General features: G+C 73.4%; 9 protein-coding genes. All 9 read left to right on the forward strand.

Annotation, left to right across the window (positions count from 1 at the left end; all coding sequences use genetic code 11):
- Positions 1-103: 103 nt before the first annotated feature.
- The 9 genes from ACIQTP_RS00960 (at position 104) to ACIQTP_RS01000 (ending at position 17,396) form a co-directional block, all read left to right on the forward strand.
- The gene (locus ACIQTP_RS00960) at positions 104-1,453 is read left to right on the forward strand and encodes a peptidoglycan-binding protein (protein ID WP_403395037.1); all 1,350 of its coding nucleotides are present in this window, start codon (positions 104-106) and stop codon (positions 1,451-1,453) included.
- Between the two features lie 45 nt (positions 1,454-1,498).
- A complete protein-coding gene (locus ACIQTP_RS00965) occupies positions 1,499-2,659 on the forward strand; it encodes an SPFH domain-containing protein (protein WP_403395039.1) in 1,161 nt (386 codons plus the stop codon).
- A 154-nt stretch (positions 2,660-2,813) separates the two neighbouring features.
- Complete coding sequence (locus ACIQTP_RS00970) at positions 2,814-3,467, forward strand: lytic polysaccharide monooxygenase (protein WP_403395041.1); 654 nt, start codon at positions 2,814-2,816, stop codon at positions 3,465-3,467.
- A 129-nt stretch (positions 3,468-3,596) separates the two neighbouring features.
- The gene (locus ACIQTP_RS00975) at positions 3,597-4,091 is read left to right on the forward strand and encodes a DUF3592 domain-containing protein (RefSeq protein ID WP_403395043.1); all 495 of its coding nucleotides are present in this window, start codon (positions 3,597-3,599) and stop codon (positions 4,089-4,091) included.
- Between the two features lie 26 nt (positions 4,092-4,117).
- Positions 4,118-5,782 carry a long-chain-fatty-acid--CoA ligase gene (locus ACIQTP_RS00980; protein ID WP_403395045.1) on the forward strand — a complete coding sequence of 555 codons (1,665 nt, stop codon included), beginning with the start codon at positions 4,118-4,120 and terminating at the stop codon, positions 5,780-5,782.
- 337 nt (positions 5,783-6,119) lie between these two features.
- Positions 6,120-7,316: an MFS transporter gene (locus ACIQTP_RS00985; RefSeq protein ID WP_403396050.1), complete on the forward strand. Its 1,197-nt coding sequence runs from the start codon at positions 6,120-6,122 to the stop codon at positions 7,314-7,316.
- A complete protein-coding gene (locus ACIQTP_RS00990) occupies positions 7,270-10,476 on the forward strand; it encodes a type I polyketide synthase (RefSeq protein ID WP_403395047.1) in 3,207 nt (1,068 codons plus the stop codon). The genes ACIQTP_RS00985 and ACIQTP_RS00990 overlap by 47 nt, the downstream gene beginning before the upstream one ends.
- Complete coding sequence (locus ACIQTP_RS00995) at positions 10,473-16,097, forward strand: MupA/Atu3671 family FMN-dependent luciferase-like monooxygenase (protein ID WP_403395049.1); 5,625 nt, start codon at positions 10,473-10,475, stop codon at positions 16,095-16,097. The genes ACIQTP_RS00990 and ACIQTP_RS00995 overlap by 4 nt, the downstream gene beginning before the upstream one ends.
- Before the next feature lie 6 nt (positions 16,098-16,103).
- Complete coding sequence (locus tag ACIQTP_RS01000) at positions 16,104-17,396, forward strand: M18 family aminopeptidase (RefSeq protein ID WP_403395051.1); 1,293 nt, start codon at positions 16,104-16,106, stop codon at positions 17,394-17,396.
- The last annotated feature ends 40 nt before the right edge of the window (positions 17,397-17,436 follow it).

Here is a 17,436-nt window from a genome sequence, read left to right on the forward strand (position 1 = left end):
GTACATCATTCGGACCGTCAACATGCGACAAGAGACGACAGTTGCGAAACTGGCGAGTGTGCAGAAGTGCGGAGATATGAACCTGTGGTGTGAGGGGAATCTCATGGAGGCTCCGGTGTTCGAGGAATTCGATCCCGCGAGCGACTGCGATTGCCCCGGATGCGCGCACTGGCGGCGCGTCATTCCCCCTGCCTCACCGGCCGGGCCCGTGGGACACCCGGCGGCGCGGGGCGCGCTGCTGCTGGCCGCGGCGGCGGCCACCGTCCTCGCCGCGGGCCAGCCGGTGCCGGCCGTGGCCGCCGCGCACGGACCCGCCCGGCCGGGCGACCTTCGAGGTGACGAGCCCGGCACCCCGCAGGGCGGCAAGGCCCCGCTGCACGGTCCGGGCGGGGGTCCGGCGGGGTCCGCGAAGCCCGGGGCCGGGGGCGAGCTTCCCGTGACCACCCGGGCGGCGATCATCAACCGGGCCAAGAAGTGGGTCGCCTCGCAGGTGCCGTACAGCAAGTCCGAGTACTGGCCGGACGGATACCGGCAGGACTGCTCGGGCTTTGTCTCGATGGCCTGGAACCTGCCGGGAAACGAATGGACGGGCAACCTCGACACGTTCGGCGTACGCATTTCACGCGACCAGCTGCAGCCCGGCGACATGCTCCTCTTCCACAATCCGGCGGTTCCGCAGAACGGCTCGCACGTCGTCCTTTTCGGCGGCTGGTCGGATTACACCCACACCTATTACCTCGCCTATGAACAGACCCGCCCGCACGCCCGCGGGCAGTCCACTCCGTACGCCTACTGGAGCAACTCGGACCGCTATGTGCCCTACCGCTACAAAGGGCTGGCCGAGGGGACGAGCGGCGCGGGCGTCTCGGCGCCGGGGGTGAGGAGCAGCCGCTACCCGGGCCGGTCCTCCTTCGGCCCCGGTGCGGACAACCCCCATGTCACCCGGCTTGGCCGGCTCCTCGTGGAACGCGGCGCGGACCCCTTCTACTCGACCGGCCCCGGATCGAGCTGGTCGGACGCGGACCGGCGGGCCACCCAGGCGTTCCAGCGGGCGCAGGGCTGGCGGGGCACGGACGCGGACGGGCTGCCGGGGCCGCAGACCTGGTCCTACCTGGTGGAGAAGAAGGGCAGGGACATTCCGGCGGCGGGGACGTCCGTGCCGGAGACCCCGGCGGTGGGCGGACCGGGGACGAAGGGTTTCTCGGCCCCGTCCGTGCCCGGCTATCCGGGGCGCGGGATGTTCAGGCCGGGCGCCGACAACGAGTTCGTCACCCGGCTCGGGGAGCAACTCGTGAAGAAGGGGTTCGGCAAGTACTACACGTCGGGTCCGGGGCCGCGCTGGGGCGAGGCGGACCGGCGGGGCGTCGAGGCGTTCCAGCGGTCGCAGGGCTGGCGCGGCGGCGCGGCGGACGGCTGTCCGGGGCCGGAGACCTGGCGCCGGCTCTTCTTGTGACAGGGCCGGGATCACTCTTCCACGCGCGGAGGCATGGAGGCAGCTATGAGTACGACGACTTCACCCACCCCTGAGTCCGGGGGGACGCCGGAGGGCGGCGGCGCTTCCCGGTCCGCCCGGCTCATCCACAACGAGGCGACCACCGAGATCCCCGTCCATCTGCTCTTCCGGGACGACCCCGAGCCGGTGTCCGTGCCGCTCTCGCCCGCCGTGGTGGGGCGGCGGCGCGGCACGGGTGAACAGCCCCGGATCCGGCGCCCCGTGCTGGGCCGGGCCCCGCGGCCGGTGCCGGACGTCGACCCCGAACTGGTGGAGCGCCCCGCACGGGTGCTGCCCGGAGTGGCGGGTGTGCTGGCCGGGGCCTGCGGGGTGGCCGGATGTGTACTCACCACTTGGTGGTCGGGTGTGCTTCCGCACAGCGCGGCGAGGGTGATCGGGCTGCCCTGGTACGCGGGCGCCGGGCTCGGTCCCGCGCAGTGGGCCGCGTACGCCGGGGCCGGCGCGCTCGGGCTGTTCGGGTTCGGCGGGCTCTCCCGTGGCCGGACCGGGCGCGCCTGGGTGCTCGGTCTCTTCGGCCGCTACCGGGGCACGGTCCGGCGCACCGGGCTGTTGTGGATCAACCCGATGGTGCTGCGGCGCCGGGTCGACGTACGGCTGCGGCACTGGCGCAGTGAGCCGATGTCGGTGGTCGACGCGAACGGGGTCGCGCTGCGGGTGGTGGTGCTCGTGGTGTGGCGGGTCAAGGACACCGCGCGGGCCGTGCTCGGCGTCGAGGACCACGAGACGTATCTGCGCGAGTGTGTGGAGGCGGCGATGTCGCGGATGCTCTCGCAGTTGCCGGCCGAGGCGCCGCCCGCCGTCATCAAGGACGTGGCGACCCTGCGCAACACGGACGCGGTCGGCGAGGTGCTCACCGGGATGATCGCCGCGGACACCGCGCCGGTCGGCCTGGAGGTGTTCTCGGCGCAGCCGACCCGGATCGAGTACGCCCCCGAGGTCGCGGCCGTGATGCAGCGCCGCCGGATCGCGACCCTGGACGCCCAGCACCGCGACACCGTGCTCACCTCCGTCGTCGACTCCGTCGAGGACACGGTGACCCGGCTGACCATGCGCGGACTGGTCGAACTCGACGACTACGAGCGCAAGGCGCTGGTGAAGGACCTGACGGTGGCGTTCTACACGGGGCGCAGGGAGTCCTCGCCGTGACGGGGACCGACAGCGGGGCCGTGACGGGGACCGGCAGCTTGGTGATTGGTCTGGACATGTTCAAGTCGTGGCAATAATCTGGGACTTGGTCTAGACCTGAAAATCGCGCGCACGGCTCACGAGAACCTCCCCCACGTCCTCCAGGAGCGGCAGCATGCGCATACGGACGACCAGGATCGCTGCGACAAGGGTCCGTACCAATAGGAAAGCCAAGCTGTACGCCGCTGTCGTGGGCCTCGCCACGGCGGGCACGTTCGTGCTCTCCACCGGCGGAGCCGACGCCCACGGCTACACCGACCAGCCCCTCAGCCGGCAGAAGTTGTGCGCCGCCAACGGGGGCAGTGTCGCGGGCTGCGGTGACATCCAGTGGGAGCCGCAGAGCGTCGAGGGCCCGAAGGGCTTCCCGGCGGCGGGACCCGCGGACGGACAGATCTGCTCCGCGAACCACACCAACTTCAGCCAGCTCGACCAGCCCAAGACCCCCTCGGGTGCGGCCTGGCCGACGACCAAGGTCACCGGCGGGCAGAGCTACACCTTCCGCTGGCAGTTCACGGCCGTGCACGCCACGACCGACTTCAAGTACTTCGTCACCAAGGCCGGCTGGAACCAGAACCACGCGCTGACCAGGGCGGACCTGAACACCACCCCGTTCCTGACCGTCCCGTACAACGGGCAGCGCCCGCCGTCCACGTTCAGTCACACCGGCACACTGCCCTCCGGGCTGAGCGGTCACCACGTCATCCTCGGCGTGTGGACGATCGCCGACACCGCGAACGCGTTCTACTCGTGCGCGGATGTCACGTTCTGAGCGCGTCCCGACCGGAAATGTTCTGAGCCTCTCTTGAGGAGCTCGCGCACCCCCCACGGGTAGGTTCCACGCACGTCGACATGACCATGACGGCGTGCGTGGAGCTGTACCGGACAACGGGGGAATGTCATGGACGTGTTCTTCTATGCCGTGCCAGGGCTGATCATGGCTGTGACCCTCTTCATGGCGGTCGCCGTGATCCGCCGCTCGATGGAGATGAACCGGGCTTGGAGCAGCGGGCTGACCGCCGAGGCGCGCTGTTTGCGGTCCTTCACGACGACCAGCGGTGGCGGAGGTGACACCTCCGTGAGTACCACCCTGCACCACGTGTACGAGTTCACGACGCGCGACGGCCGCACGGTCCGCTTCGAGGAGAAGAACGGCCCGGCGACGATCATCGAGGGCGACATCGTCACCGTCCACTACATCGCCGAGCGCCCGGAGAAGGCCACGGCTCACACGCCGAGCCGGGGCAAGCTGGCTGCGGGAACCGTGGGCATCTTGATCTTCTGCACGGTGGTCATCCTCTTCTGTGTCGGCTTCATGGTGGGTGTCCACGGGTTCTTCTCGATGGACGACTCGTCCGGCGGAGACGACTTCGAAGGCACAGGCCTCCCTTTCTGACGGACCGTCAATTATTGTGCGCCCCCATGGGGTCCATGAGGCGTACCGTCGCGGAACTCGTACAGGAACGGTGGGGCGACCACCGGCCCGGGCTGTGGTTCGAGGGGCGGGTACTGAGCCATCACCGGGTGGCGGCGGGCGCGGCGGCGCGGGCGGCGCTCCTCGCCGACCTGCTGCCGACCGGCACCACACCGCACGTCGGGGTGCTGCTCGACAACACCCCCGAATATCCACTCTGGTTGAGCGCGGCGGCCCTCTCCGGTGCCGCCGTCGCCGGGATCAACCCGACCCGGCGCGGCCCCGAACTGGCCCGCGACATCCTGCACACCGAGTGCCGTGTCCTGGTCACCGAGCGGACCCACCTGCCCCTCCTCGACGGCCTCGAACTGCCCGGCGTACGCGTCCTGGTCACCGACACCGAGGCGTACGGGGAACTCCTCGCGCCGTACGAGGGCGCGAAGCCGGACGCGGCGCCCTCCGTGTCGCCCCACGCCCGTCTCCTCCTCTACTTCACCTCCGGCTCGACCGGCGCCCCCAAGGCCGCGATCTGCACCCAGGGCCGGCTGGCCGCCGCCGGGCGCTCGCTCGTCGAGCAGTTCGGGGTGCGCCCGGACGACACGCACTACATCTGCATGCCGATGTTCCACGGCAACGCGGTGATCGCCGACTGGGCGCCCGCGCTGGCGGCGGGCGCGGGGATCGCGTTGCGGCGGCGCTTCTCGGCGTCGGGGTTCCTCGCGGACGTCCGGGCCTGCGGGGCGACGTACTTCACCTATGTGGGCCGCGCGGTGCAGTACCTGCTGGCCACGCCCGCCCGCGGCGACGACCGCGACAACCCGCTGCGGATGGGCTTCGGGACGGAGGCCGGGGCCGTGGACGCGGCCGCCTTCGAGGAACGCTTCGGGGTGCGGCTGGTGGAGGGGTACGGCTCGTCCGAGGGCGGCGCCGCCATCCAGCGGACGCCCGGCGCCCCGGCGGGCGCGATCGGGCGGGCGGCACCGCGCGACGACCTCGCGGTGGTCGACCCGGGGACCCGGGCCGAGTGCCCGCCCGCCGTCTTCGCCGAGGACGGGCGGCTCCTCAACGGGGACGAGGCGATAGGGGAGTTGGTGAACCGCGGGCCCAACCCCTTCGAGGGGTACTGGCGCAACCCCGCGGCGGACGCCGACCGCCGCCGCGACGGGTGGTACTGGACCGGAGACCTCTTCTACCGCGACACCGACGGCTTCCTCTACTTCGCCGGGCGGGCGGACGACCGGCTGCGCGTCGACAGCGAGAACCTCGCCGCCGCGATGATCGAGAACATCCTCGCCCGTCACGAGGGCACCGCCGCCGTGGCGGTGTACGCGGTCCCCGACCCGGTGGCCGGGGACCAGGTGATGGCGACGATCGCGCCGCGCGAGGGGGCCGGCTTCGACCCGTCGGCCTTCGCGGAATTCCTCCTCGCCCAGCCCGACCTGGGGACCAAGATGGCACCCCGCTTCGTCCGGATCGTGACGCGGATGCCGGTCACCGCCACCAACAAGATCCACCGGGTGGGGCTGCGCCGCGAGGGCTTCCGCTGCGCCGACCCGGTGTGGTGGCGGCCACCGGGGGAGTCCGTGTACCGCAGACTGCGCGAGCCGGACGTCGAGGGGCTGCTGGCCGAGTACCGGGCGCGCGGACGCGAGAAGTTGCTGCCGACCGGGTAGGTTCCGGGCGCGCCTCCCGCGCGGGGGTGCCCGCCGGCCGGAACTTTCGGCGGCCCGGCGGACGTCCCGTCTCAGGGAGTCCCGGGGCAGAGGAATCCCCTCCGCCCCACAGGGGGAGGATGCCCCCGGACACCTGTGCCGTCCGCGCCGAGGAATGAGGGAACATGCGTCACCTGATCCGGGTCGTGAACATCGCCGATGCCGCACCGCCACGCGGCGGACGGGGGCGGTCGGCGGTCCGGGGGCGGCTCGTGGCGCGGCACCGGTGACGGCCGAGGGGCGCTACCGCGTCCTGGTCGCCGGCTACTCCGTCTCCTCGTACGGCACCTTCCTCAACATGGTGGCGCTCAACCTGTTCGTCTACGCCAGCACCGACAGCGCGCTCGCCGTCGGACTGTTCATGGCGGTGCGGCTGGGCGCGGGGTTCCTGGCGGGGACGGTCGCGGGGCGTGTGCAGGCCCGGTTCGGGGTCAAGCCGGTCATGCTGTGGGCCAATATCGCCCAAGCCGTTGTCATGTTCCTGCTGGTAGTGACGCCGGACGGGGGACTGCGGACCGGCGTGCTGTTCACGGTGTCCGCGGCTGTCGGGGCGTGCAGCACCGTGTTCATGGTCGCGCTGCGCAGCTCCATCCCCGACCTGGTCGGCGCGGACCGGCGCGCCTGGGCCAACTCACTGATGGTGGGCGGACGTTCGCTGGCGATGGTCGCCGGGTTCGCCTCGTCCGGTGTGGTGGTGCCCTGGCTCGGCTTCACCGCCGCCTTCCTGGTGGACGCGGCGAGCTTCCTGGTGTGCGCGGCGGCGGTCGCGTGGCTGCCCGGCATCCAGCGCGCCCCCGAGCCCCCGCGGGCGCCCGACGAACCCCGCGAGAAAAGCGGCGTGTGGGCCGCGATGACGGCACTGGCCACCGTGCCCGCGCTCGGCCTCATGATGTGTCTGCGCACCGTCGACGCCCTCGGCTCCTCCTCGCACAACGCGGCCCTGCCCGTCTACTCCAGCACGCTCCACCCGGACGACCCGGCCGCGTTCGTCAGCCGCTTCTGGCTGTTCTGGGCGCTGGGCAACGTCCTGGCGCAACAGGTCATCCAACGCTGGGCCAAACGCTCCGGACGGGCCGTCGGCGCGCTCGGCTTCGGACTCGGCACCATCGTCATGTCCTGCGCGTTCATCCTCGGCTTCGCCGGGTTCCCGATGGCGGCGACCGTGCTGATCGCCCTCGTCGCGGGCGCCGCGGACGGCCTCACCGAGGTGTCGTACACCTCGCATCTGCAGACCCTGCCGGAGACCCTGCGCGGCCACGCCTTCGGGCTCACGGCGACGGTCGAGAACCTCGGCTTCGGGATCGGCATGATCGGGGTGTCGGCGGCCCTCGAATCGTTCTCCGCGTTCACCGTCGTGGCCTGGTCGCACGGCCTCGCCATCGTCGTCGCGGGGATCTACCTGCTCCGGTTGTACGCGGTCCACGGCACCGGCAAGGAGGGGACGAGCGGTGCGTACGGCAGTCGTCGGGATGGCGCTGAGGTTTCCGGGGGCTGACACCCCCGACGGGTACTGGCGGGACATCCGGGCGGGCGTGACGCACGTACGGCGGTTCACCGACGCCGAGCTGGCGGCGGCCGGGTTCGCCCCCGAGGAGTACGGCGCACCCGACTTCGTGGCCGCGAGCGCCCCGCTGCCCGGCATCGACGGCTTCGACGCGGCCTTCTTCGGGATGAGCGCCCGCGAGGCCACGGTCACCGATCCGCAGCAGCGGCTCTTCCTGGAGTGCGCCCACCACGCCCTGGAGGACGCGGGGTACGCGCAGCCGCGCGCCGGGGTGCGGATCGGGGTGTGCGGGAGCACCGGCTACCGGCTGTACTCGCTGCACAGCTACCTCGCCAACAACCTGCGGGAGGAGGCGGATTCGGGGGACTGGCAGCGGCAGAAGCAGGCGCAGGTCGGCAACTACCCCGATTTCGCGGCCCCTCGGACGGCTCACCGGCTCGGACTGACGGGCCCGGCCCTGAACGTGGCCACGGCCTGCTCGTCGTCCCTGGTGTCCGTCCATCTCGCCTGCCAGGCCCTGCACCTCGGCGACGCGGACCTCATGGTCGTCGCCTCGGCCGCCCTGCACGTGCCCCAGGTCACCGGGCACCGGCATGTACGCGGCTCGACGATCTCGCGCTCCGGGACCGTGCGCGCCTTCGACGCCGACGCGGACGGCACCGTCGGCGGCAACGGCGTCGCCGCCGTCGTCCTCAAACCGCTGGAGAGGGCGCTCGCCGACGGCGACACCGTGTACGCCGTGATCGCCGGGTCCGCCGTCACCAACGACGGCGCCGACCGGGCCGGGTTCGCCGCGCCGGGCTCCGCCGGCCAGCGCGACGCCGTGCTCGGCGCCCTGCGCGCGGCCGGGGTGCCCGCCGACTCCATCGGCTACCTGGAGGCGCACGGCACCGGCACGCTCAAGGGCGACCCGATCGAGTTCGCCGCCCTCACCGAGGCGTTCCGGCTGCACACCGACCGCACCGGCTTCTGCGCGCTGGGCTCCACGAAGTCGGCGATCGGCCACCTGGACAGCGCGGCCGGTCTCGCGGGGCTGATCAAGGCGGTGCTGGTGCTGCGGCACGGGGAGATACCGCCGCTGGTGAACCACACCCGCCCCAACCCGGCCCTGGACGTGACCGGGAGCCCCTTCGTCCTGCCCACCCGCGCGCTGCCCTGGCCCGCCGAGGAGGGCCGCCCGCGCCGGGCCGGGGTGCACTCCATCGGGATGGGCGGGACGAACGCCCACGTGATCCTGGAGGAGGCGCCGGCCCCGGCCCCCCGCCCGCCGGACCGCGGGCGGGCCCCCGCACTGCTGCCGCTGTCCGGCCACACCCCCGAGGCGCTCCTCGCCTCCGCACGGGCCTTCCGCGACCACCTCACCGAACACCCCGGGACCGACCCCGCCGACCTGCTCCTGACCACCGCGCTCGGACGACGGCACCTGGAACACCGACTGGTGGTCACCGCGGAGGCAGGCGGCACGGCGGCGGCGCTGGACGCCTTCGTGCGGGGTGAGGCGGGGGCGTACGCGCTCGGCGTCGCCGGGGCGGAGGCGGGCGGTGGACCGGTGTTCCTCTTCACCGGCCAGGGCAGCGGATACGACGGGATGGGCGCTGCGCTCGCCGAGCGGTTCCCGGTGGTGGCCCGCACGTTGGAGGAGTGCGCGGGGATCCACCGGGACGAGACGGGCGAGGAGGGGTTCCTCGACCGGTTGCTGGGCGGCGCCGACGGTGGTCCCCCGGAGGGAGCGCGGGTCTGGGACACCGCCTTCGCGCAGCCCGCGCTCTTCGCCCTGCAGGTCGCGCAGGCGCGGCTGTGGCGGCGCTTAGGCGTCGAACCGGTCGCGGTGGCCGGGCACAGCGCCGGGGAGTACGCGGCCCTGTGTGTGGCCGGAGCCCTGACGCTGGAGGACGGGCTGCGGCTGGTCTGCGAGCGGGGGCGGCTGATGCGCGACGGTACCCCGGCCGGGGGCATGCTCGCGGTGTTCGCCGCCGAGGACGTCGTACGGGGACTGGTCACCGAGGTCGACGGGCTCGAACTCGCCGCGGTCAACGGGCCCGGGCAGTACGTCGTGGGCGGACCGCCCGAGGCGGTGGCCGCCGCCCGCGCCCGGCTCGCGGAACGCGGCACGCCCGCGGAGCCCCTGCCGGTGGACCGCGCGTTCCACACCGCCCTGCTCGACCCGGTCCTGGCGGACTTCCGGGACGCCTGCGGAAAGGTACGACTGCGGCCCACCAGGACCGAGTTCGTGAGCGGCCCGGACGGGGTCCGCCGCCCGGTGGGCTGGCTGCCGGACGCCGACCACCTCGTACGGGGGACCCGGCGGCCGGTGGACTTCGCCGCCGTACTGCGCACGCTGGAGCGGACACCGGGGCGGCCGGTCCATCTGGAGATCGGTCCCGACGCGCCCCTCACCGGGCTCGTCCGGCGCGCTCGGCCGGATACCCCCGCCGTCCCCACCCAGCGCCGCGGCGACCGTGGCCTCGGCACCCTCTGGGCGGCCGTCGCCCGGCTGCACTGCGCGGGCCACCGGCTCGACTGGGCGGCCCTGCTCGACGGCTGCGACGCCCGCCGGATCCCGCTGCCGCCGTATCCCTTCCAGCACCGGTCGTACTGGACAGGACCGCCGCCCACCCCCTTGGCCGACGACCGCAGGACGGAGCAGGGCATGACCGAACAGGCCGTACTGGAAAGGGTGCTGGCGCTCAGCGCCCGTCATCTCGGATACGCGCCGGAGGAGATCACGGCGGAGCGGACGTTCGTCGGGCTCGGCGCGGACTCGCTCCAACTCATCGGTATGGTGCGGCAGTTGGAGGCCGAGTTCGAGGTGGAGATCGGAATGCGGGAGATCCTGGAGGAGGCGGGAACCCCACGGCTCGCGGCCCGGTTGATCGCGCAGCGGACGGGGCGGGGAGCGGCCTCCGCGGGCGTCACCCCGGACGACGAGCCGGTCCGCGTCACCCCGGGCGACGAGCCCGCGTATGTCACCCCCGACGACGAGCCCGTGCACGTCACCCCCGACGAGGAGCCCGTCCACGCCACCCGTGCCGAGGTCGAGGAACTCGCCCGCCAGATACGCCAGCTCGCCGAGGCCCAGACCAGAATGCTCGGTCAGCTCTCCGAAGCCGTGGCCCTGCTCTCCGAGGGCCGCAAGGCGGTCGGGGGATGACCACGGCCCAGATCAGCCCCGAGTCGCGGGCGAGCGCCGAGGCTGTCGCCCGAACCGTCGCCGTCTCCGGACGGCTCGACGAACTCCTGGCGGCGGCCCGTCACCACACCGAGCCGCCCGCCGAGCCGCCCGCCGAGCCGCCCGCCGAGCCGCCCGCCGGGCAACCCGTCCACCACGGCCCCCACGTCACCCTCCCCCCTGACTCCGGCATGTTCGGCACCGGTGCGAGCGAGGCCCAGCGGGCCCACGCCGACGACCTGGTCCGCCGCTTCACCGAGCGGACCCGGGCGTCGAAGGAGCTGGCGCAGCGGCACCGGACGGTGCTGGCGGACAGCCGGGCCGTGGTCGGCTTCCGGCGGGCGACGAAGGAGATGCAGTACCCGATCGCGGCCCGCTCGGCGCACGGCGCCCGGCTGACGGACGTCGACGGCAACGACTACACCGACATCACCATGGGCTTCGGCGCGCTGCTGCTCGGCCACGAGCCCGCGCCGGTGACGGAGGCCGTCCGCCGGCACCTCGCCGACGGACTGCGCCTCGGACCGCGCTCCGAGGACACGGGCGTGGCCGCCGAACTGCTCGCGGAGCTCACCGGCATGCAGCGGGTGGCGTTCGCGAACTCCGGCACCGAGGCCAACTCCGCCGCCCTGCGGCTCGCCCGCGCGGCCACCGGACGCGACCGCGTGGTCATGTTCCGCGGCTCCTACCACGGCCACATCGACTCGGTCCTCGGCCGCCCGGGCCCCGACGGCCGCCACGCCGTCCCCGTCTCGCGCGGCATCCCCGCGAGCGCGGTGTCCGAACTCCTCGTCCTCGAATACGGCAGCCAGGAGAGCCTGGACGTCATCGACGAACTCGGCGACACGATCGCCGCGGTCCTCGTCGAACCGGTCCAGTGCCGCAACCCCGCCCTGCGCCCCGTCGCCTTCCTGCGCACGCTGCGGGAGCTGACCGCCCGGCGCGCAATCGTCCTCCTCTTCGACGAGATGCTCACCGGCCTGCGCCCCCATCCCCGCGGCGCCCAGCACCACTACGGCGTCGTCCCCGACCTCGCCACCTACGGCAAGGCCCTCGGCAGCGGTCACCCCATCGGCGCGATCGCGGGCCGCGCCGACCTCATGGACGGCATCGACGGCGGCTTCTGGCGGTACGGGGACGACAGCCGCCCGACGCGCGACACGGCCTTCTTCGGCGGTACGTACATCCAGCACCCCCTGTCGATGGCCGCCGCCCGCGCGGTCCTCACCCATCTCAAGGAGCGGGGCCCGGGGCTCCAGCAGGCCCTGAACGCCCGCACCGACGCGCTCACCGCCCACCTCGACGACTTCTTCCGCGCCGAGGAATTCCCCCTGGAGACAGCCCACTTCGGATCCATGTTCCGCTTCACCCACCGCGCCGACATGGAGCTGCTCTACCACCACCTGCTCCTGCGCGGGATCTACGTCTGGGAGTGGCGTTCCTTCTACCTCTCCACCGCGCACACCGACACCGACGTCGAACGGATCACGGACGCGGTGAAGGACTCGCTGCGCGAGCTGCGCGCGGGCGGCTACTTCCCGACGACGGCCCGCCACAGCCGAAGTCACCGCCACGGCAACGCCGCCGAGCGGCCCGCCCCCGACTTCGGCGTCTACTTCTTCGGCGACCACCCCGACGGCGAGGACAGCGCGCAGGCCTACGAACGGCTGATAGAGACCGCACGCTTCGCCGACACCCACGACTTCAGCACGCTCTGGCTCCCCGAACGCCACTTCCACTCCTTCGGCGGCCTCTTCCCCAACCCGTCCGTCCTGGCCGCCGCGCTCGCCCGGGAGACCCGCCGCATCCGCCTGCACGCGGGCTCGGTGGTCCTCCCGCTGCACGACCCCGTGCGGATCGCCGAGGAGTGGGCGGTGGCCGACAACCTCTCCGGCGGCCGGGTCGGCATCGGCTGCGCGAGCGGCTGGCACGCGAGCGACTTCGCCCTCCACCCCGACCGCTTCACCGACCGCACCGAGATCGCCTTCCGACACCTGGAGGACGTACGGCGGTTGTGGCGCGGCGAGAGCGTCGCGCGCCGTACCGGCGAAGGGCACCCCATCGACGTACGCCTGCACCCGCGGCCCGTGCAGGAGCTGCCGCCGATGTACCTGGCGACGTCCGGGCGGCGTGCCTCGTACGAGGAGGCGGCCCGCCGCGACCTCGGGATCGTCACCAACCTCATGAACCAGACGGTCGAGCAGCTCGCGGCGAACATCAGCCACTACCGCCGACTGCGCGCCGAGAGCGGCCTCGACCCCGACGCGGGCCGCGTCACCGTCCTGCTCCACACCCACCTCGCCGAGGACCACTGCGCCGCCCGGGCCGCCGCGCGCGAGCCGATGAGCCGCTATCTGCGCTCTTCCCTCCAGATGCGTTCCGCCGCGAGCGCCCTCGGCGGCCGCCCCGAGGACGTGGCCGACGCGAGCGAGGCCGACCTCGCCTATCTCTTCGACCGCGCCTACGACCGCTACTGCGACCAACGGGCCCTGATCGGCTCCCCGGACAGCTGCGCGGCCACCGTCGACGCGCTGCGCGCCGCGGGCGTCGACGAGATCGCCGCCCTGGTCGACTTCGGGCTTCCGCCGGACACGATGAGGGCGGCCCTGGAGCAGCTGGACGTCCTGCGCCGCCGCTACCACGAGCCCCCGACGGAGGTACGCGAACGGCGGGCTCCCGCGACCCCCGCCCAGCGCCGCCTCTGGCTCGCCGCCACGCTGATCGCCAACCCGGCCGCGTACAACGAGATCCAGGGCGTACGGCTGCGGGGCCCGCTGGACGTCGAGGCGCTGCGGACCGCCGTGGACGGCCTCGTCCGCCGCCACGACGGTCTGCGGACCGTGTTCGTCGCCGGGGGAGACGGGGTCTTCCAGGTCGTACGGGAGGACCGGGACCCGGCACGTCCGGCACTGACCGTCGACGACCTCCGGAGCCGGGACGCCGACGAGGTGATCCGGGCCGTCCTGCGGGAGGAGAGCTCCCGCGCCTACGACCTCGCGTCGGGGCCGCTGTTCACACCCCGGCTGCTGCGGCTCGCCGACGACGACCACGCGCTGATCCTCGGCATGCACCACCTCGTCACCGACGGCCACTCCGCCGGGCTGGTCGCCGCCGACCTCGCGGAGTTCTACCGGGCGGCGGTGGAGGGGCGCCCGCCCCGGTTCGAGCGGCCCGCCGGCAGCACGCTCGACACGGCCGAGGTGACCGGGGGAGCGGACGACCTGGACTGGTGGCGCGCCCACCTCGGGGACGGGCCGGGCGCGCCCGCGCTGCCCACGGACCGGCCGCGCACCCGCACCGTCGCCGGACGCGGCGGGGCCGTGGGGCTGCGGCTCGGGCCGGAGCGGGCGGGGCGGCTGCGGGAGTGGAGCGGACGGCAGGGGGTCACCCTGTTCGCGACGCTGCTCACCGCCTGGCGGATCGTGCTGCGCCAGTACGCGGGACAGGACGACTTCGTCATCGGGTCCACCTTCGGCCGCCGCACCCCCGAGACGCGGGACACCGTCGGCTTCCACATGTCCCTGCTGCCGTTGCGCGCAGCCCTGACCGACGGCACGACACTCACCGACGCCGTACGCGCCACCCGGGACACGCTCTTCGCCGCCGACGCCCACCAACACGTCGACCTGGACGCCCTGTCGGCGTCCCGCCACCCCGACCCGGGCAACCCGCGCCCCCTCGTCACCGTCTCCGCCGACCTCGACACCGCGCCCCTGACCACCCTCGCCCTGCCGGGCCTGCGCGCCGACCCCCTCGACGGCGGCACCGAGTCCGCGCCCCTCGAACTCGCCCTGATGGCCACCCGGCTCCCCGACGGGGACCTCGGCCTGCGCCTGCGCTACGACGCCGACCTGTTCGACGAGGCGACGGCGCGGGGGTGCCTGGACCGTCTGGAGGACGTTCTGACCACCATGACGGCGGGCGCCGCGGAGACGGTCGGCGACCTGACACCGGGTTCCCTCACCCCGGGCACCCCCGACGGCGCCCACCGTCTGCGTACCCTCTGGCAGCACACCCTCGGCTCCGCCGGCGCTCTCACCCCGGACGCCAACTTCTTCGAGCTCGGGGGGAATTCGATCGGCGCGATCAGGCTGGTGAACCGGGTCCGGGACAGCTTCGGCGTGGAATACCCCTTGGCGGACTTCTTCGCCGACGCCACGCTGGGGGCGATGACCGCCCGGCTCGCGCCACCCCGGGGCGTGACCGTGGTGGACACGGCGCCCGTCAGCGACCAGCAGGCCCGCATGATCGCGGGCGTCCTGAGCATGCCCCGCCCCGAGGTGTGGAACATCCCCACCCGGATCCGTTTCACCGGCCCCCTGGACGTGGCCGCCCTGCGCACGGCGGTGGCCGGGCTGCTCGACCGCCACCACGGACTGCGGTGCCGCTTCGTACCCGGAGACGGGCAGCCGGTCCCGTCGCACGGAACGGACGACGGGACCGGCTGGCGGCAGGAGGTTCTCGACGTGCCGCCCCCGGCGCTTCCCGTCGAGGACCTCACCGGCATCGCCGCGGAGTCCGAACGGCTCGCGCGCGCGGAGGAGTTGTGCCGGGAAGCCGCCGCGACACCCATCACGGTGACCGGCCCCGCACTGCCCGTACTGCCCGTCCTGCGGCTGCTGCGCGTCGCGCCCGACCGGTGGACGCTGATGTTCGTCGTGCACCACATCTGCGTCGACGGCTGGTCCCTCTCCCTCCTCCTGGCCGAGCTCGCCGCGCTCTACACGGCCGCCGCCGCGGGCCGCCCGCACGGTCTGCCCGAACCGGCGGCGCAGTGCACGGACTACGCCCGCTGGCAGCGCGAGCACGCCGACCCCGCCGAGGAGGCCCGCAGGACGGCGTACTGGACCCGGTATCTGGAGGGGATCCCGGCCGCGGTCGAGATCCCCGGCGACCGGCCCCGGCCCGCCGTGCCGAGCGGACACGGCGACACCCTGCGCGGCACCATGTCCGGGGAACTGCGCAGAGCCGTCGAGGAGTTGGCGGCCGCCCGGCACACCACGCCCTTCGGGGTCGCGGCCACGTCCCTCGGCGTACTGGTCGCCCGCCGGTCCGGGGTACGGGACATCGCGATGGGCACGCCGTACGCCCACCGTGAGCGCAGCGCGTTCGAGTCGATGGTCGCGCTGACGTCGACCGGCGTGGTCGTGCGGGTGACGCCCGACCCGGACGAGACGCGCGGCGCCCTCGTGGAGCGCACCGGCGCCGGCGCCCTGGAGGCGACGGCCCACGTCCTGCCGACCGCGCGGATCGTGCGCGCCCTGCGCGAGAGCGGCGCCCGCGCGGTGCCCGAGCGCTTCCCGCTGACCATCGCCTTCCAGAACTCCCTGGACACGGACATCGAGATCCCCGGACTCGACGTCGAGGTCGACGACCTCGCCCCGCCCGTGTCCCGCGGTGACCTCTCCTTCGGTCTCGCCCCGCGCCGCGATCCGGCAGGCGGCTACCGCACCTTCCTGGAGTACTCCGCCGATCTGTGGGACCCCGCCACGGCTCAGGAGCTGCTCGACGACTGGCAGGCCGTCCTCGCCGAACTGTGCACTCGGCCGGACGCGCCCGTCGCTTCACTCCTCAACCCTCTCCAGCCCCTCCGAAAGGCGTGAGCGCCCATGTCCCCCACACATGACCGCAGTCACAGCGACGACCTGCTCTCCTTCGTCCGCTCCAGCCCCTCGCCCTACCACGTGGTCGCGAACGCGGCCCAGCGCCTGGAGAAGGCGGGCTTCCAGGAGCTGCGCGAGACCGACGACTGGACGGCCGGTGCCGAGGGCGGCCGGTACGTCGTCCGCGGCGGAGCACTGCTCGCCTGGTACGTCCCCGCGGGCGCCCCGGCCCGCACACCGTTCCGGATCGTCGGCGCCCACACCGACTCCCCGAACCTGCGGATCAAGCCCGAGCCCGACACCGGCTCCGCGGGCTGGCGGCAGATCGCCGTGGAGATCTACGGCGGCGTCCCCCACAACACCTGGCTCGACCGCGACCTCGGCATCTCGGGCCGGCTGACGCTGCGCGACGGAGCCAGCCGCCTCGTCTGCGTCGACCGGCCGCTGCTGCGCGTGCCCCAGCTCGCCATCCACCTCGACCGCTCCGTCAACGAAGGCGTCGTGCTCGACCCGCAGCAGCACATGACCCCGCTGTGGGGCCTCGGCCCCGCCCGGCCCGGCGCCCTGCTCGCCCGGGTCGCCGCCGAGGCGGACACCGACGTCACCGAGGTCCTCGGCTGGGATCTGATGCTGCACGACATCCAGCCGCCCGGCTACCTCGGCGCCGACGAGGAGTTCCTCGTCTCGCCCCGCCTGGACAACCAGATCTCCGTGCACGCGGGCGTCACCGCGCTGGTCGCCGCCGCCGCCGCCGCCCGGCCGCCCGCCCATGTGCCCGTGCTCGCCGCCTTCGACCACGAAGAGGTCGGCAGCGGCTCCCAGTCGGGCGCCCAGGGCCCCCTGCTGGAGCGGGTGCTCGGCCGGTCCGTCGCCGCGCGCGGCGGCAGCGCCGAGGACTTCAACCGGGCCCTCGCCGGCGCCTTCTGCGTCTCCGCCGACATGTCGCACGCCGTGCACCCCAACTACGCCGAACGCCACGACCCGGACCACCACCCCCTCCCCAACGGCGGCCCCGTCGTCAAGGTCAACGTCAACCAGCGGTACGCCACCGACGGCACCGGAGTCGCCGCCTTCGCCGCGGCCTGCGAGCGCGCCGAGGTGCCCTGGCAGCCGTTCGTCTCCCACAACGCCATGCCGTGCGGCACCTCGATCGGCCCGATCACCGCGGCCCGGCTGGGAGTCGCCACCGTCGACGTGGGCGTACCGGGGCTGTCGATGCACTCCGCGCGGGAGCTGTGCGGGGCGCAGGATCCCGGTCTGCTGGCCCGGGTCCTCACCGAGTTCGTCACCACGGGCTGAGCCCCGGCCCCTGTTGTATCCGGAACCGAGACCCGGGAGC

Origin of the sequence: Streptomyces sp. NPDC090798 (assembly GCF_044768965.1) — a bacterium.
Lineage (GTDB): Bacteria > Actinomycetota > Actinomycetes > Streptomycetales > Streptomycetaceae > Streptomyces.

Excerpts from the sequence above, each read along its gene's own strand:
- ACIQTP_RS01000 (WP_403395051.1), top strand. The coding sequence starts at position 16,104 with ATGTCCCCCACACATGACCGCAGTCACAGCGACGACCTGCTCTCCTTC.
- ACIQTP_RS00970 (WP_403395041.1), top strand. The coding sequence starts at position 2,814 with ATGCGCATACGGACGACCAGGATCGCTGCGACAAGGGTCCGTACCAAT.
- ACIQTP_RS00965 (WP_403395039.1), top strand. The coding sequence starts at position 1,499 with ATGAGTACGACGACTTCACCCACCCCTGAGTCCGGGGGGACGCCGGAG.
- ACIQTP_RS00960 (WP_403395037.1), top strand. The coding sequence starts at position 104 with ATGGAGGCTCCGGTGTTCGAGGAATTCGATCCCGCGAGCGACTGCGAT.
- ACIQTP_RS00995 (WP_403395049.1), top strand. The coding sequence starts at position 10,473 with ATGACCACGGCCCAGATCAGCCCCGAGTCGCGGGCGAGCGCCGAGGCT.
- ACIQTP_RS00975 (WP_403395043.1), top strand. The coding sequence starts at position 3,597 with ATGGACGTGTTCTTCTATGCCGTGCCAGGGCTGATCATGGCTGTGACC.
- ACIQTP_RS00985 (WP_403396050.1), top strand. The coding sequence starts at position 6,120 with ATGGTGGCGCTCAACCTGTTCGTCTACGCCAGCACCGACAGCGCGCTC.
- ACIQTP_RS00980 (WP_403395045.1), top strand. The coding sequence starts at position 4,118 with ATGGGGTCCATGAGGCGTACCGTCGCGGAACTCGTACAGGAACGGTGG.